This is a genomic window from Streptomyces sp. WAC 04229 (genome assembly GCF_003947455.1).
GTDB lineage: Bacteria > Actinomycetota > Actinomycetes > Streptomycetales > Streptomycetaceae > Streptomyces.
In genome coordinates this window covers 13,008-32,558 of record NZ_QHJH01000016.1, presented here as the reverse complement: position 1 = coordinate 32,558, position 19,551 = coordinate 13,008, and the positions used below count along the sequence as shown (strand labels likewise).

The 19,551-nt window shown below is 71.9% G+C and carries 18 protein-coding genes; 10 read left to right on the top strand and 8 right to left on the bottom strand.

The window, feature by feature from the left end; translation table 11 throughout:
• Positions 1 to 32 precede the first annotated feature (32 nt).
• Entirely contained in the window at positions 33 to 1,478 is a 1,446-nt protein-coding gene (gene argG / locus DMH12_RS07270; RefSeq protein ID WP_125490728.1) for an argininosuccinate synthase, read from the top strand.
• Positions 1,479 to 1,849: 371 nt separating this feature from the next.
• Complete coding sequence (locus DMH12_RS07265) at positions 1,850 to 5,239, top strand: CARDB domain-containing protein (protein ID WP_125490727.1); 3,390 nt, start codon at positions 1,850 to 1,852, stop codon at positions 5,237 to 5,239.
• Positions 5,240 to 5,300: 61 nt separating this feature from the next.
• Here the strand turns inward: DMH12_RS07265 and DMH12_RS07260 are convergent, their stop codons facing one another.
• Entirely contained in the window at positions 5,301 to 7,562 is a 2,262-nt protein-coding gene (locus DMH12_RS07260; RefSeq protein WP_125490726.1) for a hypothetical protein, read from the bottom strand.
• Between the two features lie 146 nt (positions 7,563 to 7,708).
• Positions 7,709 to 9,154 carry a glyceraldehyde-3-phosphate dehydrogenase gene (locus DMH12_RS07255; RefSeq protein WP_125490725.1) on the bottom strand — a complete coding sequence of 482 codons (1,446 nt, stop codon included), beginning with the start codon at positions 9,152 to 9,154 and terminating at the stop codon, positions 7,709 to 7,711.
• Positions 9,155 to 9,295: 141 nt separating this feature from the next.
• Here DMH12_RS07255 and DMH12_RS07250 point away from each other — a divergent pair, with 141 nt between their 5' ends.
• Together DMH12_RS07250 and DMH12_RS07245 are read left to right on the top strand one after the other, a co-directional pair.
• The gene (locus tag DMH12_RS07250) at positions 9,296 to 9,766 is read left to right on the top strand and encodes an SRPBCC family protein (protein ID WP_125490724.1); all 471 of its coding nucleotides are present in this window, start codon (positions 9,296 to 9,298) and stop codon (positions 9,764 to 9,766) included.
• 116 nt (positions 9,767 to 9,882) lie between these two features.
• Positions 9,883 to 10,293, top strand: coding sequence for an SseB family protein (locus DMH12_RS07245; protein WP_125490723.1), 411 nt, complete (start codon positions 9,883 to 9,885; stop codon positions 10,291 to 10,293).
• 72 nt (positions 10,294 to 10,365) lie between these two features.
• On the opposite strand, the gene DMH12_RS07240 is transcribed toward DMH12_RS07245, so the two are convergent.
• Entirely contained in the window at positions 10,366 to 10,773 is a 408-nt protein-coding gene (locus tag DMH12_RS07240; protein WP_125490722.1) for a MarR family winged helix-turn-helix transcriptional regulator, read from the bottom strand.
• 180 nt (positions 10,774 to 10,953) lie between these two features.
• Here DMH12_RS07240 and DMH12_RS07235 point away from each other — a divergent pair, with 180 nt between their 5' ends.
• The 4 genes from DMH12_RS07235 to DMH12_RS07220 are packed head-to-tail and all read left to right on the top strand — an operon-like array spanning position 10,954 to position 12,955.
• On the top strand, positions 10,954 to 11,241 hold the full coding sequence (locus DMH12_RS07235) for a helix-turn-helix domain-containing protein (RefSeq protein WP_125490721.1): 288 nt from the start codon (positions 10,954 to 10,956) through the stop codon (positions 11,239 to 11,241).
• Positions 11,242 to 11,288: 47 nt separating this feature from the next.
• Positions 11,289 to 11,708: a CrcB family protein gene (locus DMH12_RS07230; protein ID WP_125490720.1), complete on the top strand. Its 420-nt coding sequence runs from the start codon at positions 11,289 to 11,291 to the stop codon at positions 11,706 to 11,708.
• On the top strand, positions 11,705 to 12,079 hold the full coding sequence (gene crcB / locus DMH12_RS07225) for a fluoride efflux transporter CrcB (RefSeq protein ID WP_125490719.1): 375 nt from the start codon (positions 11,705 to 11,707) through the stop codon (positions 12,077 to 12,079). Before DMH12_RS07230 ends, crcB begins: the two co-directional genes overlap by 4 nt.
• A 39-nt stretch (positions 12,080 to 12,118) precedes the next feature.
• On the top strand, positions 12,119 to 12,955 hold the full coding sequence (locus tag DMH12_RS07220) for an undecaprenyl-diphosphate phosphatase (protein WP_125490718.1): 837 nt from the start codon (positions 12,119 to 12,121) through the stop codon (positions 12,953 to 12,955).
• Positions 12,956 to 12,967: 12 nt separating this feature from the next.
• Here DMH12_RS07220 and DMH12_RS07215 read toward each other — a convergent pair whose 3' ends face one another.
• The 4 genes from DMH12_RS07215 to DMH12_RS07200 form a co-directional block, all read right to left on the bottom strand.
• The gene (locus DMH12_RS07215; protein WP_399186792.1) at positions 12,968 to 14,026 is read right to left on the bottom strand and encodes a fatty acid desaturase family protein; all 1,059 of its coding nucleotides are present in this window, start codon (positions 14,024 to 14,026) and stop codon (positions 12,968 to 12,970) included.
• Between the two features lie 107 nt (positions 14,027 to 14,133).
• A complete protein-coding gene (locus tag DMH12_RS07210) occupies positions 14,134 to 15,315 on the bottom strand; it encodes a D-alanyl-D-alanine carboxypeptidase family protein (RefSeq protein ID WP_185832184.1) in 1,182 nt (393 codons plus the stop codon).
• Between the two features lie 125 nt (positions 15,316 to 15,440).
• The gene (gene rho / locus DMH12_RS07205) at positions 15,441 to 16,580 is read right to left on the bottom strand and encodes a transcription termination factor Rho (RefSeq protein ID WP_125490716.1); all 1,140 of its coding nucleotides are present in this window, start codon (positions 16,578 to 16,580) and stop codon (positions 15,441 to 15,443) included.
• A 376-nt stretch (positions 16,581 to 16,956) separates the two neighbouring features.
• Complete coding sequence (locus DMH12_RS07200) at positions 16,957 to 17,367, bottom strand: nuclear transport factor 2 family protein (RefSeq protein WP_125490715.1); 411 nt, start codon at positions 17,365 to 17,367, stop codon at positions 16,957 to 16,959.
• A gap of 71 nt (positions 17,368 to 17,438) precedes the next feature.
• Between DMH12_RS07200 and DMH12_RS07195 the strand changes: the two genes are divergently transcribed.
• Positions 17,439 to 18,026 (top strand): PadR family transcriptional regulator, encoded by a 588-nt coding sequence (locus DMH12_RS07195; RefSeq protein ID WP_125490714.1) that lies wholly within the window; start codon positions 17,439 to 17,441, stop codon positions 18,024 to 18,026.
• 4 nt (positions 18,027 to 18,030) lie between these two features.
• Positions 18,031 to 18,756, top strand: coding sequence for a class I SAM-dependent methyltransferase (locus DMH12_RS07190; RefSeq protein WP_125490713.1), 726 nt, complete (start codon positions 18,031 to 18,033; stop codon positions 18,754 to 18,756).
• 10 nt (positions 18,757 to 18,766) lie between these two features.
• Here DMH12_RS07190 and DMH12_RS07185 read toward each other — a convergent pair whose 3' ends face one another.
• Positions 18,767 to 19,510 carry a GntR family transcriptional regulator gene (locus DMH12_RS07185; RefSeq protein WP_125490712.1) on the bottom strand — a complete coding sequence of 248 codons (744 nt, stop codon included), beginning with the start codon at positions 19,508 to 19,510 and terminating at the stop codon, positions 18,767 to 18,769.
• Between the last annotated feature and the right edge of the window lie 41 nt (positions 19,511 to 19,551).

Below are 19,551 nucleotides of genomic sequence, written 5' to 3'. Positions count from 1 at the left end.
CATGGTCATGCGTCATCATGCATACTCTTCCTATGTCCAAGGTCCTCACCTCCCTTCCCACCGGCGAGCGCGTCGGTATCGCCTTCTCGGGCGGCCTCGACACCTCGGTCGCGGTCGCGTGGATGCGTGACAAGGGCGCCGTGCCCTGCACGTACACCGCCGACATCGGCCAGTACGACGAGCCCGACATCGCCTCGGTGCCCGACCGTGCGAAGACCTACGGCGCCGAGATCGCGCGCCTGGTCGACTGCCGTGCGGCGCTGGTGGAGGAGGGCCTGGCCGCGCTCACCTGCGGGGCGTTCCACATCCGCTCCGGCGGGCGCGCCTACTTCAACACCACGCCGCTCGGCCGCGCCGTCACCGGCACCCTCCTGGTGCGGGCGATGCTCGAGGACGACGTCCAGATCTGGGGCGACGGCTCCACGTTCAAGGGCAACGACATCGAGCGGTTCTACCGGTACGGCCTGCTCGCCAACCCGCAGCTTCGGATCTACAAGCCGTGGCTGGACGCGGACTTCGTGACCGAGCTGGGCGGCCGCAAGGAGATGTCGGAGTGGCTCGTCGCCCACGACCTCCCCTACCGGGACTCCACCGAGAAGGCGTACTCCACCGACGCCAACATCTGGGGCGCCACCCACGAGGCCAAGACGCTGGAGCACCTCGACACCGGCGTGGAGACCGTGGAGCCCATCATGGGTGTGCGGTTCTGGGACCCGTCCGTCGAGATCGCGGCCGAGGACGTGACGATCGGCTTCGACCAGGGCCGCCCGGTCACGGTCAACGGCAAGGAGTTCGCCTCCCCGGTCGACCTGGTGATGGAGGCCAACGCCATCGGCGGCCGGCACGGCATGGGCATGTCCGACCAGATCGAGAACCGGATCATCGAGGCCAAGAGCCGGGGCATCTACGAGGCCCCGGGCATGGCGCTGCTCCACGCCGCGTACGAGCGTCTGGTCAACGCCATCCACAACGAGGACACCCTCGCCCAGTACCACGCCGAGGGGCGGCGCCTGGGCCGGCTGATGTACGAGGGCCGCTGGCTCGACCCGCAGTCGCTGATGATCCGGGAGTCCCTGCAGCGCTGGGTCGGCTCGGCGGTCACCGGCGAGGTCACGCTGCGGCTGCGCCGGGGTGAGGACTACTCGATCCTCGACACCACGGGCCCGGCCTTCAGCTACCACCCCGACAAGCTCTCGATGGAGCGCACCGAGGACTCCGCGTTCGGCCCGGTCGACCGGATCGGCCAGCTCACCATGCGCAACCTCGACATCGCCGACTCGCGCGCCAAGCTGGAGCAGTACGCCGGCCTCGGGCTGATCGGTACCGCCACCCCGACCATCGGCGCCGCCCAGGCCGCCGCGACCGGGCTGATCGGCGCCATGCCCGAGGGCGGTGCCGAGGCCATCGCCTCGCGCGGCCAGGTCTCCGCCGAGGACGAACTGCTCGACCGCGCCGCCATGGAGTCCGGCACGGACTGATCCGTCCCCTCCGGGGACCCCGCAACGGCAAGGGCCGGCTCGACGCCTCACGGCGTCGGGCCGGCCCTTCTGTTTCTCGCCTCCGTGCGCGACTTGCGTGGCCGACAAGCTTCGAACCGCCCATCCATGCCCACTGCTTCATCCCCGCGCAGCTCAACCGGTACGCAAGCAAGACGCAAGCTGCGCAAGTCAATTGCGTGCCAACTCCCGCCTTGAACACGACCGTTGACAAACTGGTGACGCGCTAGAAACCTGATGACGCACTTTCCGCAAAGAATCGACTGTCCTGCTCAATTGGCGCGCAGGATCGGTGCTCTCCCTCCCTGCCGGACTGTCGCGCTCCCCGCCTCCCCACGGAACAGAGGACCCCCATGAGATGGAGATCTCTCGGCCGACGGTCGCTGCCCGGCGCCGCCGTAGCCGGGCTGATGACGGTCGGGCTGCTGCCGCTGCCCCTGGCCGCCACCGCGCAGGCCGCCCCGGCGAAGGCCGCCGCCGACGTCAACCTGGCCCTCGGCCGCCCGGCCAAGGCGGGCGGCTCGCACGGCGCCTACCCCGCGGGGAACGCCACCGACGGCACCCAGGCGACCTACTGGGAGGGCCCGGCCGGTTCCTTCCCCCAGTGGCTCCAGGTCGACCTCGGCACCGCCCGCGACGTCGACCGGGTGGTGCTCAAACTGCCCGCCGGCTGGGAGAGCCGCAGCCAGAGCCTCTCCGTGCGGGGCAGCACCGACGGCTCCACCTTCCGCACCCTCGCCGCCGCGGAGGCGCGGGCGTTCAGCCCCGGACGCGCCAACACCGTCGCCGTCGACCTCGGCACCTCCGCCGACGCCCGCTACGTCCGCGTCGACATCACCGGCAACACCGGCTGGAACGCCGCGCAACTGTCCGAACTGGAGGTCTACGGCGACGAGACCGACCCGGGCCCGCCGCCCACCGGCACCAACCTCGCCCGCAACAAGCCGGTCGAGGCCACCTCGTCGACGCAGACCTACGTCGCGGCCAACGCCACCGACGACTCCACCTCGACGTACTGGGAAGCCGCGGGACACCCGGCCGACCTCACCGTCAAACTGGGCGCCGACGCGGACGTCAGCGGCGTCGTGGTCAAGCTCAACCCGGACCCGGTGTGGGCCGCGCGGACCCAGAGCATCCAGGTCCTCGGCCGCGCCCAGGGCGCGAGCGGGTTCACCTCGCTGCGCGACCGCGCCGACTACGCCTTCAGCCCCGGCCAGGCCAACACCGTGAGCATCCCGGTCAGCGGCCGGATGGCCGACGTGCGACTCAGGTTCTTCTCCAACACCGGGGCGCCCGGCGGACAGGTCGCCGAGTTCCAGGTCGTCGGCACCGCCGCGCCCGCGCCCGACCTCACGGTCACCGGCCTCGACTGGTCACCCGCCACGCCCTCCGAGCGCGACGCGGTCACCGTGAACGCCACGGTCCGCAACGCCGGCACCGCGCGCTCGGCCGCGACGACCACCGAGGTCACCGTGGAGGGCACGGCCGCCGGCAGCGCCTCCGTCCCCGCGCTCGACCCGGGCCAGTCCGCCGAGGTCGCCGTCTCCACCGGCACCCACGCGGCCGGCAGCTACGCGGTCGCCGCGGTCGCCGACCCCCGCGACACCGTCGCCGAACTCGACGACACCAACAACAGCCGCACCGCCGCCGACCGGCTGGTCGTCGGCCGGGCGCCCGGCCCCGACCTCGAGGTGCGGTCCATCACCACCAACCCGGCCAACCCGGCCGTGGGCGCCGACGTCTCCTTCACCGTCGCCGTGCACAACCGCGGCACCACCGCCGCCGCGGCCGGTTCGGTGACCCGGATCCAGGCCGGCTCCACCACCCTGAACGGCACCACCGGCCAGGTGGCCGCCGGAGCCACCGTGAACGTGCCCGTCAGCGGCACCTGGAAGGCGACCGGCGGCGGCGTCACGCTCACCGCCTCCGCCGACGCCACCGGTGTCGTCGACGAGACCAACGAGAACAACAACGTGCTCGCCAAGTCCCTCGTCGTCGGACGGGGCGCCGCCGTGCCGTACACCGAGTACGAGGCGGAGGACGGCCGGTACGACGGCACACTCCTCACCTCCGACGCCAAGCGGACCTTCGGACACACCAACTTCGGCACCGAGTCCTCGGGCCGCGAGTCCGTCCGGCTCGACTCCACCGGCGACCACGTCGAGTTCACCTCCACCACGCCCACCAACTCCATCGTGGTGCGCAACTCCATCCCCGACGCCCCGGGCGGCGGGGGAGCGGACGCCACCATCAGCCTCTACGCGGACGGCCAGTTCGTGCAGAAGCTGAACCTCTCGTCCAAGCACAGCTGGCTCTACGGCAGCACCGACGACCCCGAGGGCCTCACCAACCGGCCCGGCGGCGACGCGCGGCGCCTGTTCGACGAGTCCCACGCCCTGCTGAACAGGACCTTCCCGCAGGGCACCCAGTTCCGCCTGCAGCGCGACGCGGGCGACACGGCCGCCTTCTACGTCATCGACCTGATCGACCTGGAGCAGGTCGCGCCCCCGGCGGCCAAGCCGGCGAACTGCACCCCCATCACCCAGTACGGAGCCGTCCCCGGCGACGGGCTCGACGACACCGACGCCATCCAGCGCGCCGTCACCGCCGACCAGAACGGCCAGATCGAGTGCGTCTGGATCCCGGCCGGACAGTGGCGCCAGGAACAGAAGATCCTCACCGACGACCCGCAGAACCGCGGCCAGTTCAACCAGGTCGGCATCCGCGACGTCACCATCCGCGGCGCCGGCATGTGGCACTCCCAGCTCTACACGCTGACCCCGCCGCACGAGGCCGGCGGCATCAACCACCCGCACGAGGGCAACTTCGGCTTCGACATCGACGACAACACCAAGATCTCGGACATCGCCATCTTCGGCTCGGGCACCATCCGCGGCGGCGACGGCAACCACGAGGGCGGCGTCGGACTCAACGGCCGCTTCGGCAAGGACACCAAGATCACCAACGTGTGGATCGAGCACGCCAACGTCGGCGTCTGGGCCGGCCGCGACTACTCGAACATCCCCGAGCTGTGGGGCCCCGGCGACGGCCTGGAGTTCACCGGCGTACGCATCCGCAACACCTACGCCGACGGCATCAACTTCGCCAACGGCACCCGCAACTCCACCGTCTACAACTCGTCCTTCCGCAACACCGGCGACGACTCGCTCGCCGTGTGGGCCAGCAAGTACGTGAAGGACACCTCCGTGGACGTCGGCCACGACAACCACTTCCGCAACAACACCATCCAGCTGCCCTGGCGGGCCAACGGCATCGCGGTGTACGGCGGTTACGGCAACACCATCGAGAACAACGTCATCTCCGACACCATGAACTACCCCGGCATCATGCTCGCCACCGACCACGACCCGCTGCCCTTCTCCGGGCAGACCCTCATCGCGGGCAACGCCCTGCACCGCACGGGCGGCGCGTTCTGGAACGAGGACCAGGAGTTCGGCGCCATCACCCTGTTCGCGCAGGGCCAGGACATCCCGGGCGTGACCATCCGGGACACCGAGATCCTCGACTCGACCTACGACGGCATCCAGTTCAAGACCGGCGGCGGTGCGATGCCGGACGTGAAGATCGGCAACGTCCGCATCGACAAGTCCAACAACGGCTCCGGCCTCCTCGCGATGGGCGGCGCCCGCGGCAGCGCGACGCTGACCGACGTGACGATCACCAACTCGGCGGAGGAGGACGTCACCATCGAGCCGGGCTCCCAGTTCAGGATCAACAGGTAGCCCTGACGGACCATCCGGCCCGGCGACGCGGAGTACCACCGCGTCGCCGGGCCCCTGCCGTTCACGCCCCCGGCGATCCGTCCCGCACGGGCGTGTGCCGCGCGTCGCGCAGCCGGTCCGGCGACCGGACGGGGTCGCGGGCGCCGTCCTCCAGCCGTTCGGCGTTCAGCTCCTCGACCGCGCCCAGCGCGTCGCCGATCGTCGCGTAGTCCACGGCGATGAAGTTGACGGGTCTGCCGCGCTGCCGCTCGCAGTTGTGCGCCCGCTCCAGCACCCGCTCCCGGGAGTTGACGGTCCCGGCGTCCAGCCGCAGCCCGCCGCCGGCCGTGACGAAGTGGTTGAGCAGGAAGAGCCGCTTGTCCGAGCCGCCCCGGTTCGGCACGCAGGACATCTCGTCCGGGCTGCGGAAGGCGAAGGGCGTCTCCATGCCGTACCGGTAGAGGTTCCGGTACCAGGGCGCGGGGCCGTCCGCCTGCTCCGCGAACACGACCAGCCGCCTGCCGCTGTCGATCATGTCCTTGAGCTTCGGCCACGGGCGGTCCGGGTCCGGGTCCGGCCGGTACAGCAGATCGGCGAGCCCGGCCTGGAGCAGGGCGTCCTGGGTCGTCACCGGATCCAGGCCGTCCTGGAGGATCAGGGTGACCACCTCGGTGGGGTTGTCCCGCAGCCAGTCACCGATCTGGCCCAGCGTGGGCACCAGTTCCGACGCTCCGGCGCCGCACACCGAGTGGCACAGCCACAGACCAGGGTGCGGCGGGTTCACCCGCCCCAGGATCCCGGTGAGCCGCCGGCGCAGGTCGGGGGAGAAGTCCGAGGTGCTCAGCCGGTCCGCGACCTCCTCGGGCCGTTCCCACTCGTGGGTGTCGAGCAGCAGGACGCGCACCCCGGCGCCCAGCTGGCCGACGATGTCCGGGTCCTGCAGCGGGCCGATGAACCGGTCCGCGGTCGTGGCCATCGCGTTGTGCGAGGCGAGCTGGGCGATCTCGTCGTAGCGGGCGTCGCACAGCTCGGCGCTGCCCTGGCAGATGCGCGGCGAGGAGCCGGTGATCGCCACCGGCGCCACCATCGTCCCGACGAGCGCGCAGGCGGTCACGGCGAAGGTCAGCGTCGGACCGTGCCGCGGATCGGTGAGGACCGGCACGCTGGGCCGGGTCTCCCAGACCCAGCCCACGAGGACCAGCAGGGCGCCGGCGGCGAGCAGGATGACGGCGACGACGACGGCGGTGGTCAGGAGCCGGTCGAGCGCGGTGGCCTGGACGTCGGCGAGCAGACCCGAGGCCGCCGGGGGCCACGCGGGCGGCCGGCCGAACAGCGCGTCGCCCAGGGTGAGCCGCAGTCCCAGCACCGTCAGCGCCAGCAGCGCCGCGGCGGCCGCGGGTGCCCAGCCCAGCGGCATCAGCCGGCGCCTTGCGGGCCCGGGCGTGGAGAGCCACAGCAGGGTGAGCGCGGCGGCGCCGAGCACGGCCGCCGCCGGTTCCACCACCTCCTGGAAGAGCCGGGTCACCGACCGGGCGCGGTCCACCGGAGCCAGCGCCTCGGCGGCGGGGTCGACGTCGACCGAGACGACCCAGGTGCCCTGCCGTGCCTCCCTCAGCAGTTCGGTGGCGGCGTCCCGGACCTGGTCCGTCAGGGCCACCGGAGCGATCGCGGCCAGCGCCGAGGCGAGGTCCCCGCGGTCCAGGGCCGTCTGCACGCTCGGCCGCAGGCCCGCGCGCTCGGCGCTCGGCAGCAGGGGCATCAGCGCGTCCGTGGCCGCGACCGCCTGGCTGTGCGAGAGCGGCAGCGACGGCAGTCCCTCCAGCGGCGCCTCACCGGCCACCACCCGCGCCGCCAGTTCGGACATGCGCTGCACGAAGGCCTGGAAGTCGGGTTCCGACCGCTCCTGGAGAGCGGCGACGGCATCACCGAAGTAGGCCTGGCTGAGCCGTTCGACGTTCGCGACCACGGGCTCCAGGTCGACCGTGATCCGCAGCCGGTCGCGGTCGCCCTCCAGGTAGTGGACCACCTCGGCGATCTGACGGTCCCCCATGGTCCGCAGGGTCTCCGGCGGGATCACGACCTTGAGGTTCGAGGTGACGGTCGACTGCGGCACCGGCAGCCGGTCCAGCAGCTCGCTGGTGAACGGCGTACTGCCCGGGTCCACCAGTACCTCGTCGTAGAACCGCTGGTAGGCGCGCTCGTCCTCCAGCACCTGCCCGTAGAACCCGGGGTCGAGCACCGTGCTGCGGATGACGGCGGCCGCGGCCAGGACGGTCAGGCTCAGCACCGCCACGCACCAGGTCAGCACCCCGACCCAGGGGGAGCGCCGAACCAGTGCGTCCATGGAGCCATTCTCGTTTCAGCCGGCCGTCGTGCCACGCGGGGCGTCCGGGCGGGAACGCCATCACACGCATGCCCTGGCCGCGGCCGGCTGATACCCGAGGGGGCGGCGGGAACCGTGTCCCGTCGCCCCCTCGCGCGTACTCCGGATCAGACGGCCGGGGCCGGGTACGTCGGGTACTCCACGCCGGAGACGTGCTGCACGACGCGGACGACCTGGCAGGAGTAGCCGAACTCGTTGTCGTACCAGAGGTAGAGGATCGCGTTGTCGCCCTCGACCTTGAGCGCTCCGGCGTCGACGATCGAGGCGTGGCGCGAGCCGATGAAGTCGCTGGAGACCGCGTCGGGCGCGCTGATGAAGTCGATCTGGCGCTTGAGCGGCGAGGTCAGCGACACCTCGCGGAGGTGGTCGAGCACCTCCTCGCGGGTGGTCTCGCGGGCGAGCTGGAGGTTCAGGATCGCGATCGACACGTCGGGCACGGGCACGCGGACCGAGCTGCCGGTGATCCGCGCCTTGAGGTCCGGGAGGGCCTTGGCGACGGCGGAGGCGGCACCCGTCTCCGTGATGACCATGTTCAGCGGCGCGCTGCGGCCGCGGCGGTCCGACTTGTGGTAGTTGTCCAGCAGGTTCTGGTCGTTGGTGAACGAGTGGACGGTCTCCACGTGGCCGCGCTGCACACCGTACTCGTCGGCCATCGCCTTCAGCGGCGGCACGATCGCGTTGGTGGTGCAGGACGCGCAGGACAGGATCCGCTCGTCCGGCTTGATGGTGTCGTGGTTGACGCCGTGCACGATGTTGGGGACGTCGCCCTTGCCCGGGGCGGTCAGGACGACCTTGTCGATGCCGGGACGCAGGTGCTTCGACAGGCCCTCGCGGTCGCGCCACTTGCCCGTGTTGTCGATGAGGATGGCGTTCTTGATGCCGTACGCCGTGTAGTCGACCTGCGAGGGGTCGTCGGCGTGGATCACCTTGATCGCGTTGCCGTTGGCGAGGATCGTGCTGCTCTCCTCGTCGACGGTGATGGTGCCCTGGAACTGCCCGTGCACGGAGTCGCGGCGCAGCAGCGAGGCCCGCTTGACGAGGTCCTGATCGCCACCCCCGCGGACGACGATGGCGCGCAGCCGCAGTCCGTTGCCCGAGCCGGCCTTCTCGATCAGCAGGCGGGCGACGAGCCGGCCGATGCGGCCGAAGCCGTACAGGACGACGTCGCGCGGCTCGCGGCGGTCGATCTTGTTGGCGCCGGTGGCCCCGGCGACGGCGTCGGCGGTGAACTCCTCGACGGTGAGTCCGCGGTCGTCGCCCTTGTAGGTGGCGGCGAGCATGCCGATGTCGATCTGCGAGGGACCGAGGTCGAGCGTGGTGAGTGCCCGGAGGAACGGCATCGTCTCGGTGACCGACAGTTCCGCGCCGGCGATCTGGCGGGCGAAGCGGTGGGTCTTGAGGATGCTGACCACCGACTTGTTCACCAGGGAACGGCTGTGCAGCAGGATCGTGACGTCCTGCTCCCGGTGCAGCTTCCCGATCATCGGGATCATCGATTCCGCGATCTCTTCGCGGTTCTTCCAGTTGGTGAACGAGTCGTCGTTGACAGTCACGTCTCTATCTTTCGAGCTAGGCGGCGCTCATATGCTAACCCGACCACTCCGTTGATCGATCAAGTGGGCCCCCATGCGATCAGATGAGTGCGCTTTCCGGGGCGCTTGCCCGGGGGGACGGGTGGGGGAAGGGTGGTGCCCATGCACTCGACCCGCGTCTCCCGTCACGTGAACGCCCCGCGCTCCGCCGTGTACCGCGCGCTCCTCGACCCGGCGGCCGTCGCCGCCTGGCGGGTCCCGGACGGCATGACCGCCCGGGTGCACGCGTTCGACGCCCGTGCGGGGGGCGCCTTCCGCGTGTCACTCAGCTACGAGGCGCCGACGGGCACGGGCAAGTCGGCCGCGCACACCGACACCTACCACGGGCACTTCGCCCGCCTCGTGCCCGACGAGCAGGTCGTGGAGGTGCTGGAGTTCGAGTCCGCCGACCCCGCGTTCCAGGGCCGGATGACCATGACCACGACGCTCACCGACGCGGGCGGCGGCACGGAGGTGGCCGTCGCCCACGACGGTCTGCCCGACGCGGTGCCGGCCGAGGACAACGAGACGGGCACGCGGATGGCGCTGGCGAAGCTGGCCGCACTGGTGGAGGGGACCGACCGCAAGGGCTGAGTCCGGCACCCGCGCCGCACATGATTGCGCCGTGGATGATCGGGTACGCGAGTCTGGACCGCGTCCGTGCCCCTCGTCCGCGCGGGCCGTAGACCGCCGCTATCAGGGAATCTGCCATGGAGACACCCGCGAACGACCACCCCGTGACGCCCGCCCAGCGTGCCCTGGACGCGCTGGCCGAGAACCCCGAGAACCCGCAGGACACCGCGGCGCTCGACACGCTTGCGAGCAGCGACGTCCTCGTCCCCGTGCCCGACGACACGAACGACCAGGAGGCCGCCGACCCCGGCATGCTGGCGCTGCCGGTGCTGGAACAGCAGGGCGGCCGTCAGGTGGTGCCCGTGTTCACCTCGGAGCTGGAGATGGCCGACCTGCTGCCGTACGTCTCCCGCTACCGGATGGTGCCGCTGGGTGCCCTCGCCGCGCAGTGGCCCGCCGACGACCTGTCGCTGTCCATCGACGCCGGTTCGGAGCACCGGCTCACCCTGACGTCGGACGGTGTACGCAGCCTGCTGGCCCGCCCCTGAGCCGACTCGGCCTCGACCCGCAAGAGGGTCGTCGCCGCCCCGCCCCGTCGCGGGTGTTTCACCCGCCCGCAGTCAGGGGCGGGGTTCGTCTTCGTCGCCGAGCATGCGGGAGAGTACGTCCCGCTGCAGCGGCAGTACTTCCCCGTGCAGCGCGCGGCCCCGGCGGGTCAGGGCGACGTACACACCGCGCCGGTCCTCCGCGCACATCGTGCGTTCGACCAGTTTGTCCTTCTCCAGCCGGGCGATGAGCCGGGACAGCGCACTCTGGCTCAGGTGGACCCGGCCGACCAGGTTCTGCACCCGGCACTGGGCGCCCTCCTCCGGCCCCTCCGTCACGAGGAGGTCGAGCACCTCGAAGTCGCTCGCCCCCAGACCGTGCGGATGCAGCACGCGGTCGATCTCGCACATGGTGCGCGCGTGCACGGCGAGGATGTCCCGCCACCGTTCCTCGAGCCGCAGACCGGCCGTCCTGACTGCCATACCTGCACGGTAGCACCGGAAAGCCCATTCGTTGAGTGTGCAACTAGTGCGCATGCAAGAAACAATCCGGACTCCGGCGGATCGGGTACCGGACAAGGAGGGGGACTCCCGGACAGCGGGACCCCGGCTGCGGGACAGTGGACGGACAGGGACGGGCGGGCCCGACGGAGGGAGGGCGGGATGCCGAGGACCCCCGTGCACGGCACACGTCTCGACATCCTGGAATGGCTCAAGGATCCGGTCGCGCACTTCCCGCCGCAGCGCCGTGTGGACGCTGCCGCGCACGGCGTCCCGTCCGGCCCGGTCGCCGCGAAGCTCGGTGTGCCCCGCCGGGTGGCCGAGACCCACCTGACCCTGCTCACCCGCCTCGGCCTGCTGCGCACCCGCAGGATCCGCGGGCGGACGTACTACCGGCGCGACGAGGTGCGCATCGCTGAGGTGGCCCGGATGTTCGAGAAGGGCTGGTAGCCGGGCTACCCTGGCCCCGCCGTCGATCGAGCGGGAGGCGTACGACCATGACGCAGGGGTGGCGTGTCCAGGCACCCGTCGTCGCGGTCGTGGCCCTCGGCGGTGGTGCCGGCGCCGCCGCCCGCTACGCCGCCGCCCTGTGGTGGCCGACGCGGAGCGGTGGTTTCCCCTGGACGACCTTCTGGGTCAACGTGGCCGGCTGTGCCGCCATGGGCGTGCTCATGGTCGCCGTGACCGAGGTGTGGGACGTCCACCGCCTGGTCCGGCCCTTTCTCGGCACCGGCGTGCTCGGCGGTTTCACCACCTTCTCCACCTACGCGGCGGACATCCGCGGGCTGTTCGCGGACGGCCACCCGGGCACCGGCCTGGCCTACCTCGCCGCCACCCCGCTCGCGGCGCTCACCGCGGTGTGGCTCGCCTCCTGGGCGGCCCGCCGGACACCGCGGCGGAGACGGAGCCCCGGATGAACTGGCTGCTGGTCGTCGTGGGCGGCATGGCCGGAGCACCCCTGCGCTACCTCACCGACCGCGCGGTCCAGTCCCGGCACGGCTCGGCCTTCCCCTGGGGCACCTTCACCGTGAACGTCGCCGGCTCCCTGGCCCTGGGCCTCGTCACCGGTGCCACGCTGGCCGGAGCCGTGGGATCCGACCTGCGTCTGCTGCTCGGGACCGGGCTGTGCGGCGCCCTCACGACGTACTCGACCTTCTCCTACGAGACGCTCCGCCTCACCGAGACGGGCTCCCGCCTCGCGGCCGCGGTGAACGTGCTGGCGAGTGTGGCGGCCGGCCTCGCGGCGGTGTTCGCGGGGGTGACACTCGCCGACGCGCTCCGAGCGTGACGGGGGGTGCCCGCCCGCGTGTAGTAGGAAGTGGGTCTCATGAGCGCCATCAGCATCGGTCAGGCCATCGTCCTCGGAGCCGTCGAGGGGGTGACCGAGTTCCTGCCCGTCTCCTCCACCGGCCACCTCAAGATCGCCGAAGGGCTGATGGGCATCCCGGTGGACGACCACTCGGTCATCGGCTTCTCGGCGGTCATCCAGGTCGGAGCGATCGCCGCCGTGCTCGTCTACTTCCGCAAGGACATCACCCGGATCCTCTCCGCGTGGGTGCGCGGACTGCGGGACCGGGAGGAGCGGTACCACCACGACTACAGGTTCGCCTGGTGGGTCATCTGCGCGACGATCCCGATCGTCCTGGTGGGCCTGGCCGCCAAACCGCTGATCAAGGGCCCGCTCGCCTCCCTGTGGGTGGTGGCCGGCTCACTGATCGTCGGCAGCGGGGTCATGTGGGTGGCGGACCGCACCGGCCGGCACAAACGGGGCGAGGACGACACCTCGTTCAAGGACGCCATGCTGGTCGGCGGCTCGCAGATCCTCGCGCTCCTCTTCCCCGGCTTCTCCCGCTCCGGCGCCACCATGTCGACCGCCCTGATGCTCGACCTCGACCGGGTCGCCGCCACCCGGCTCTCCTTCTTCCTCGGCATCCCGGCCCTGACCGGCGCCGGTCTGTACGAACTCAAGGACGCCCTGGGCGCGGGAGCGGGTGCCGCGCCCCTGGTGGTCGGCACCCTCGTCTCCTTCGTGGTGGCCTACGCCTCGATCGCCTGGCTGCTGCAGTTCGTCGCCAAGCACTCCTTCAACGCCTTCGTCGTCTACCGGATCGCGGTCGGCGTCCTGCTGTTCGGGCTGCTCGGCGCGGGCGTGCTGCAGAGCTGACCGCCACCGCGCTCAGCGGGCGGCGCGCAGCGGTTCCCCGACGCTCCGCATGTGCCGCAGGGCTTCGCGGTGCGAGGCGAGCAGCCCCGTCTGGTGGTACGGGACGCCCAGCTCGGCGCAGTACCGCTCGGTGATGACCTGGGCCCTGGCCAGCGCGGGGGTCGGCATGCTGGGGAAGAGGTGGTGCTCGATCTGGTAGTTGAGGCCGCCCATGAAGGCGTCGACGAACACACCGCCGCGTACGTTGCGGGAGGTGAGGACCTGGCGGCGCAGGAAGTCCAGCCGCGTGCCCTCCTCGATCATCGGCATGCCCTTGTGGTTGGGTGCGAAGACCGAGCCGAGGTAGATCCCGAACAGGCCCTGGTGCACGGCGATGAAGGCGAGCGCCTTGCCGGGGGAGAGCAGCGTGAACAGTCCGCCGAAGTACAGGACGAAGTGCGCGACGAGCAGCGACCCCTCCACCAAGGGCCGCTTCATGGACGGGCTGCGCAGCGCCTTGAAGCTGTTGAAGCTCAGGTTGAGACCTTCCAGCGTCAAGAGCGGGAAGAACAGGGCCGCCTGGTGCCTCCCGACGAAGCGCGGCAGCCCCTTCGCCCTGCTCGCCTGGCCCCGGGACCACACGAGGATGTCGGGGGAGACGTCCGGGTCCTTCTCCTCGTGGTTGGGATTGGCGTGGTGGCGGGTGTGCTTGTTCATCCACCAGCCGTAGCTCATGCCCAGCAGCAGGTTGGCCACCAGCAGCCCGCCGGCCTCGCTGGGGCGCCGGCGGGTGAAGACCTGCCGGTGGGCGAGGTCGTGGGCGGCCAGCCCGAGCTGGCCGAAGACGACGGCCAGCGCCGCCGCGACCACCAGCTGGCTCCAACTGTCCCCCAGGGCGACGAAGGCGGTGACACCGCCCGCGAGCGCGAGGGCGACGGCACCGAAGCGCACCGTGTAGTACAGCGGGCGGCGCCGGAGCAGATCCGCGTCGGCCATGCGCCGTGAGAGTTCGGAGAAGTCGCTGCCCTTCTCGCGTCGCTGTTCCCGTCCGCGCGCGGGGGAGTTCTCGATGAGCATCGTTGGATTGGCCATGCGGTTCAGTATGTGAACGCGCTACCGGCCGCAGAATGGCGTCGGCCCCCGGAACAGGGGTGTGGCCAGCACCACCCCCGTCCCGGGGGTCCTCCTCCCGCTTCTCGTCAACTCCCGTCGTCGCGCACGAGCCTGAGCCGCAGCGCCAGCGCCATGGCGCCCGCGCCGAGCCCGGCGACGCCGAGGATGGCGCCGGTCTCCGGCCAGCCCGGCCCGTGCTCGGCGGCCCGCGTCGACGCGACCGCCACGGGCTCCGCCACCTCCGAGCCCGGCCGGGGCCGTTCGTCCGGGGGCGTCAGCGAGCCCACCGGCTCGACCAGACCGGACGCCTCGAAGCCCCAGTCGAGCAGCGAACGGGTCTCCTCGTACACGGCGTGGCCGCCGCCCTCCTGCGGGTTCATCACGGTGACCACCAGGGTGCGCCCGTCGCGGTGGGCCGCCCCGATCAGGGTGTTGCCGGCGTTGCTGGTGTAGCCGTTCTTGACGCCGATGAGCCCCGGGTACGGCTCCACGCCGTCCGCCCCGGTGAGCAGGCGGTTGGTGTTCATGATTCCGTAGGCCTCCCCGTCCCGGCCGGGGAAGAGCGCGTCGACCTTGCCGCAGTACCGTGCGAAGTCCGGGTTGTGCAGTCCCGCCCGTCCGAAGACGGCCAGGTCGTACGCCGACGACACCTGGCCCGGGGCGTCGTAGCCGTCCGGTGAGCGCACCTGGGTGTCGAGGGCGCCGAGGGCCCGGGCCTCGGCCTGCATCCGGGCGGCCGTGGCGCTCCAGCCGCCGGTGAGCGAGGCGAGGACGTGCACTGCGTCGTTGCCGGAGTTGAGGAAGACCCCGTTCCACAGGTCGGAGACGCGGTAGGTGTGGCCCTCGGCGACACCCACCAGGCTGCTGCCCGGACCGATGCCGGACAGCTCGTCCGCGCTCACCTCGTGGCGGACGCCGCCCGGCAGGACCGGCAGCACGGTGAGGGCGAACAGCGTCTTGAGGGTGCTGGCAGGAGGCAGCGGACGGTGCGCGTCGTGGGCGGCCAGCACGTCGCCGCTCTCGGCGTCGGCGACCACCCAGGACAGCGCGGAGACATGGGGAACATCCGGGGCCTCGGGGCCGGGCCGGACCTGCGTTCCGGAGCCGTACAGCGCCGCGGGCCCCGCCATCGGGCCGGGCGCGCCCGGTGACCCGGGGTCCGGCTGTCCCGTACGGGCGGCCGCGGCGGCGGGCATGAGCGTCAGCAGGCCTGCCACGCAGAGCACGCAAGTGGATCGAGCCGCCCGGGATGAGAATCCGATAGTCATACCGCAAACGTAGGAACGGATGCCCGAACCGCCGCGCTGCCCGGGGCGAGTCGGGCGCGCATGCACCCGTTTGCCGTAGGACGGGGAGTCTCGGCGGGGCAGGGTGACCCGGCGGCCGGGGGGGGTCAGCCGGCCGGCAGGGTGGGCTGGACCTGCCGCAGGAACGCGGCGTTGTCCGGGGTCTGGCGCATCCGCTCCAGCAGCGTCTCCAGGCCCGACTGGCCGTCCCGCGCCGTCAGCGCCCGCCGCAGTCCGCGCGCGGCGGTGGCCTCGGGGGAGGACAGCAGGAGTTCCTCGCGCCGGGTGCCCGAACCGGCCATGTCCACGGCCGGGAAGACCCGGCGGGCGGCGAGTTCCCTGCTCAGCCGCAGCTCCATGTTGCCGGTGCTCTTCAGCTCCTCGAAGTAGAAGTCGTCGGCGCGCGAACCGGTCTCCACCAGGGCGGTGGCGAGGATGGTGAGGGAGCCGCCCTCCTCCGCCTTGCGGGCCGCGCCGAAGAACCGCTTGGGGCCGAGGAGCGCCCCGGCGTCGACGCCGCCGCTGAGCGTACGGCCGCCCGAGGAGGAGGCGTTGTTGTGCGCCCTGCACAGCCGCGTGAGGGAGTCGAGCAGGATGACGACGTCCTCACCGGCCTCGACGAGCCGCTTGGCGCGCTCGACGACCAGTTCGGCCAGCGCGATGTGCTGCTTGGCGCTCTGGTCGAAGGTCGAGGCGTACACCTCGCCCCGCACCGACCGGCGCATGTCGGTGACCTCCTCGGGCCGTTCGTCGAGCAGCACCACCATCAGCCGGGACTCGGGGTGGTTGCCGGCCACCGCGGCGGCGAGCTGCTGGAGCAGGACGGTCTTGCCGGTCTTGGGCGGGGCCACGATCAGGCCGCGCTGGCCCTTGCCTACCGGTGCGAGCAGATCGGTGACGCGCCCGGTCAGACCGGACGCGGGGTGTTCGAGCCGCAGCCGTTCGTGCGGGTGCAGCGGGGTCAGGTCGTGGAAGTGCCGGCGGCCGCCCCGGCCGTCGGGCGTACGGCCGTTGACGCGGACGACGTCGGTCAGGGTGCGCCGGTCGCCGCGCACGCCCTCGACCAGGTCGCCCTTGCGCAGGCCGTGCCGGCGGATCAGGGCGGGGGAGAGGACGAGGTCGTCCGGCCCGGGCTGGAGGCTCGCGCCCCGCAGGCGGCCCTTCCCGCCCGTCTCGATGTCGAGGACGCCGCTCGCGGTCTCGGCCGGGGGCTGCTGTACAGGAGGGTGTTCGAGTGTGGTGGTCATGGTGGTCGGTCCTTTCGAGGACACCTGGGCATGGGACATGCGGAAGGAAGGGGAAAACCGTGCGAGGGGTCGGACGACACGCCTCCGGACGGCGGGAACAGCACCTCGGTGACCGCGGGTGCGAAGGCCCTGCTCACGAGGTTGTGCTGAGAAGCGGACGCGCCGGTCGCATCACGACGGGCGGGTCGGCGAACCGAAGGAAACTGGCACCGGCGCCCCAGTGGGGCGTACACAAGTGCTGACCGCACCGTACCACGGGACGTGGTGGGAGGGGCACGGGAATGGGACGGATCAGCGTCCCACACCCGTCAACGCCGCCGGTGCGGTCCCTGTTCCGGCTTACGCGATTCCGTGTTCCGCATGTGCCGGGCCGGAGTCAGCCGGCCGTGCCCGCCTGCGCCTCCTGCGCCTCCTGCGCGATCCGCTCGAACTGCGCGGCCATGGCCGCCTGGAGCGCCTGGGCGCCCGACAGCGGACGCACCATCACCGTCAGCTCGTCGATCCGGCCCGACTCGTCCAGGTGCAGGAAGTCGCAGCCGCCGATCTCCCGGTCGCCCACCCGTGCCGAGAAGACCAGCGCGTGGTCGCGGCCGCCCTCCTCGCCGATGACGCGCTCGTAGCGGAAGTCCTCGAAGACGCGCTCGACCGCACGCAGGATCGCCGCCGTGATCGCCTTGCCCCGGTAGGGCTTGAACACGACGGGGCTGGTGAAGACCACGTCCTCGGCCAGCAGTGCTTCGACGGCGTCGATGTCGTGCGCCTCGACCGCCGCGCGGAATGCCTGCATCGCAGCCACCTCCTAGTAAAATAATTGAATAGGTGCGGAGTAGATTAGTCCGTGCTTGCTAGCGTGTCGACATGTCTCTCAAGTACGCCGTCCTGGCCGCTCTCCTGGAGGGGGAGGCCTCGGGCTACGAACTGTCCAAGGTGTTCGACGTGTCGCTGGCCAACTTCTGGCCCGCCACGCCGCAGCAGCTCTACCGGGAGCTGGAGCGCCTGGCGGGCGACGGCCTGATCGAGGCACGGACGGTGCAGCAGGAACGCAGGCCCACCAAAAGGCTGTTCTCGCTCACCGAGGCCGGGCGGGAGCGGCTGGGCGCCTTCGCCGTCGAGCCGACCCGGCGCCCCACCGCGGTCCGCGACGAGTTCCTGATCAAGATGCAGGCGATGGACGGCGCCGACCCCGACGCCGTCCGCGCGCTGGTCGAGGAGCGCAGGGCCTGGGCCCTGGGCAAGCTCGCCCGCTACGAGCGGGTGCGCGAACGCCTCCTGGACGGGCGCACGGAGGAGCGGCACCTCCGCGAGGCCGACCGCGTCGGGCCCTACCTCACGCTGCTCGCCGGAATCACCTTCGAACGGGACAACGCCCGCTGGTGCGAGCGCGTCCTCGCCGTGCTCGACGAACGGCGTGCTCCGACCGGGCCCGCCGGGCAGCACCTAGGCTGAGCCGATGTTCAGTCCCGAAGGCCCCACCCTGCGCGAACTCGCCGTCCAGGCACTGTCGTCGGTCGAGCGCGGCTACGACCTGCTCGCCCCGAAGTTCGACCACACCCCCTACCGGACGCCGGACCGGGTGCTCGACGCCGTGGCCTCGGCGCTGGCGCCGATGGGACCGTTCGGCGCCGGGCTCGACCTGTGCTGCGGCACCGGCGCGGGCGTGGACGTGCTGGCCCGGGTGTGCCGGGACAGGGTGACCGGGGTCGACTTCAGCGCGGGCATGCTGGACGTCGCCCGTCGGCGCCCCGCGCCTTTGGGCCCCGAGGTCTCCTGGGTGCGCGCGGACGCCCGTGCGCTGCCGTTCGGCGCCGAGTTCGACCTCGTGGTGAGCTTCGGCGCGTTCGGGCACTTCCTGCCCCGGGAACTGCCGGGCCTGTTCGGTCAGGTGCGGTCCGTGCTCCGGCCGGGCGGCCGCTTCGCCTTCCCGGTGGTCGCGCCGCCCCGCCCCGGCTCCCCGGGGTACTGGACGCTCCTCGGCTTCGACGCCGCGATGCGGGTGCGCAACGCGCTGTGGCGGCCGCCGTTCGTCATGTACTACCGGACGTTCCGCCTCGGGGACGTCGGCCGGGAACTCGCCCGTGCGGGTTTCCGGGCGGAACTGCGCGCCCTGCCCGAGTTCGGCCGCCGGCCCGACGGCAGCCCGCGCGTCCGGCTGGTCACGGCCCGGCGTACGGCGTAGCGGGCGGGTTTCACCCCGCGGCCGGCAGCGTGAACTCGTAGACCAGGGCGTCCTGTCGGGCGTCCACCAGAAGCTCCGTGATCTCCAGGGGCCGGTCGTGCTGGTCGTGCACCCGGCGCACCACCCGGACCGAGGCCGCGTCCGTGAGCGGCGTGATGGTGTCCCGGTGGTGCAGCGTCAGGCCCGCCCTGCGCATCCAGTCGTAGGCCCGCCGCAGCTGGGCCGAGGCGACACCGTCGGCGCGGTCGCGGTAGCGGGCCAGCTCCTCCACCTCGGCGAGCGCGACGGCCGAGAACGAGGTCACGGCCGTCCGCCGCCCGCTTCCGTCGGCGGTCGCCGACGCGTAACGGTGCACCAGTGTCGGACGGCCCGGTACCAGCCCCAGCGCCGCCGCGTGCTCGGGCGGCGGCGCCTCCCAGGCGACGGTGGCGCGGTCGCCCGTACGGGGCTCGGCCGGACGGGCGCCCACCGGGAACGCGAGCGGCGCCGGACTCCCGGCCGGCGGTCCGGGGAGGGCGGCGTGACTGCCCCGCCGGTCGGTGGCCAGCAGGCCGTCCCGGCGCAGCACGTCCAGGGCCTGCCGGACGGTCTCCCGGCTCACGCCGAAGTGTTCCGCCAGCCGGCGCTCGCCGGGCAGGCGTTCGCCCGGCGGGACGGTGCCGTCGTGCAGTTCGCCGAGCAGTCGTGCCGCCACCCGCCAGTACAGCGGCCGGTCGTCGGCGAGAGGGTCGTCGTGCGGGGTGGTGCGGTCCATGCCGCGCCTCCTGGGGGTTACGTACGGTAGCCGTGCGGGCT

What these genes read in the sequence shown, in the direction of transcription:
- argG (WP_125490728.1), top strand. Translation starts at nt 33, where the DNA reads ATGTCCAAGGTCCTCACCTCCCTTCCCACCGGCGAGCGCGTCGGTATC.
- DMH12_RS07265 (WP_125490727.1), top strand. Translation starts at nt 1,850, where the DNA reads ATGAGATGGAGATCTCTCGGCCGACGGTCGCTGCCCGGCGCCGCCGTA.
- DMH12_RS07260 (WP_125490726.1), bottom strand. Translation starts at nt 7,562, where the DNA reads ATGGACGCACTGGTTCGGCGCTCCCCCTGGGTCGGGGTGCTGACCTGG.
- DMH12_RS07250 (WP_125490724.1), top strand. Translation starts at nt 9,296, where the DNA reads ATGCACTCGACCCGCGTCTCCCGTCACGTGAACGCCCCGCGCTCCGCC.
- DMH12_RS07245 (WP_125490723.1), top strand. Translation starts at nt 9,883, where the DNA reads ATGGAGACACCCGCGAACGACCACCCCGTGACGCCCGCCCAGCGTGCC.
- DMH12_RS07240 (WP_125490722.1), bottom strand. Translation starts at nt 10,773, where the DNA reads ATGGCAGTCAGGACGGCCGGTCTGCGGCTCGAGGAACGGTGGCGGGAC.
- DMH12_RS07235 (WP_125490721.1), top strand. Translation starts at nt 10,954, where the DNA reads ATGCCGAGGACCCCCGTGCACGGCACACGTCTCGACATCCTGGAATGG.
- DMH12_RS07230 (WP_125490720.1), top strand. Translation starts at nt 11,289, where the DNA reads ATGACGCAGGGGTGGCGTGTCCAGGCACCCGTCGTCGCGGTCGTGGCC.
- crcB (WP_125490719.1), top strand. Translation starts at nt 11,705, where the DNA reads ATGAACTGGCTGCTGGTCGTCGTGGGCGGCATGGCCGGAGCACCCCTG.
- DMH12_RS07220 (WP_125490718.1), top strand. Translation starts at nt 12,119, where the DNA reads ATGAGCGCCATCAGCATCGGTCAGGCCATCGTCCTCGGAGCCGTCGAG.
- DMH12_RS07215 (WP_399186792.1), bottom strand. Translation starts at nt 14,026, where the DNA reads ATGGCCAATCCAACGATGCTCATCGAGAACTCCCCCGCGCGCGGACGG.
- DMH12_RS07210 (WP_185832184.1), bottom strand. Translation starts at nt 15,315, where the DNA reads ATGACTATCGGATTCTCATCCCGGGCGGCTCGATCCACTTGCGTGCTC.
- rho (WP_125490716.1), bottom strand. Translation starts at nt 16,580, where the DNA reads ATGACCACCACACTCGAACACCCTCCTGTACAGCAGCCCCCGGCCGAG.
- DMH12_RS07200 (WP_125490715.1), bottom strand. Translation starts at nt 17,367, where the DNA reads ATGCAGGCATTCCGCGCGGCGGTCGAGGCGCACGACATCGACGCCGTC.
- DMH12_RS07195 (WP_125490714.1), top strand. Translation starts at nt 17,439, where the DNA reads ATGTCTCTCAAGTACGCCGTCCTGGCCGCTCTCCTGGAGGGGGAGGCC.
- DMH12_RS07190 (WP_125490713.1), top strand. Translation starts at nt 18,031, where the DNA reads ATGTTCAGTCCCGAAGGCCCCACCCTGCGCGAACTCGCCGTCCAGGCA.
- DMH12_RS07185 (WP_125490712.1), bottom strand. Translation starts at nt 19,510, where the DNA reads ATGGACCGCACCACCCCGCACGACGACCCTCTCGCCGACGACCGGCCG.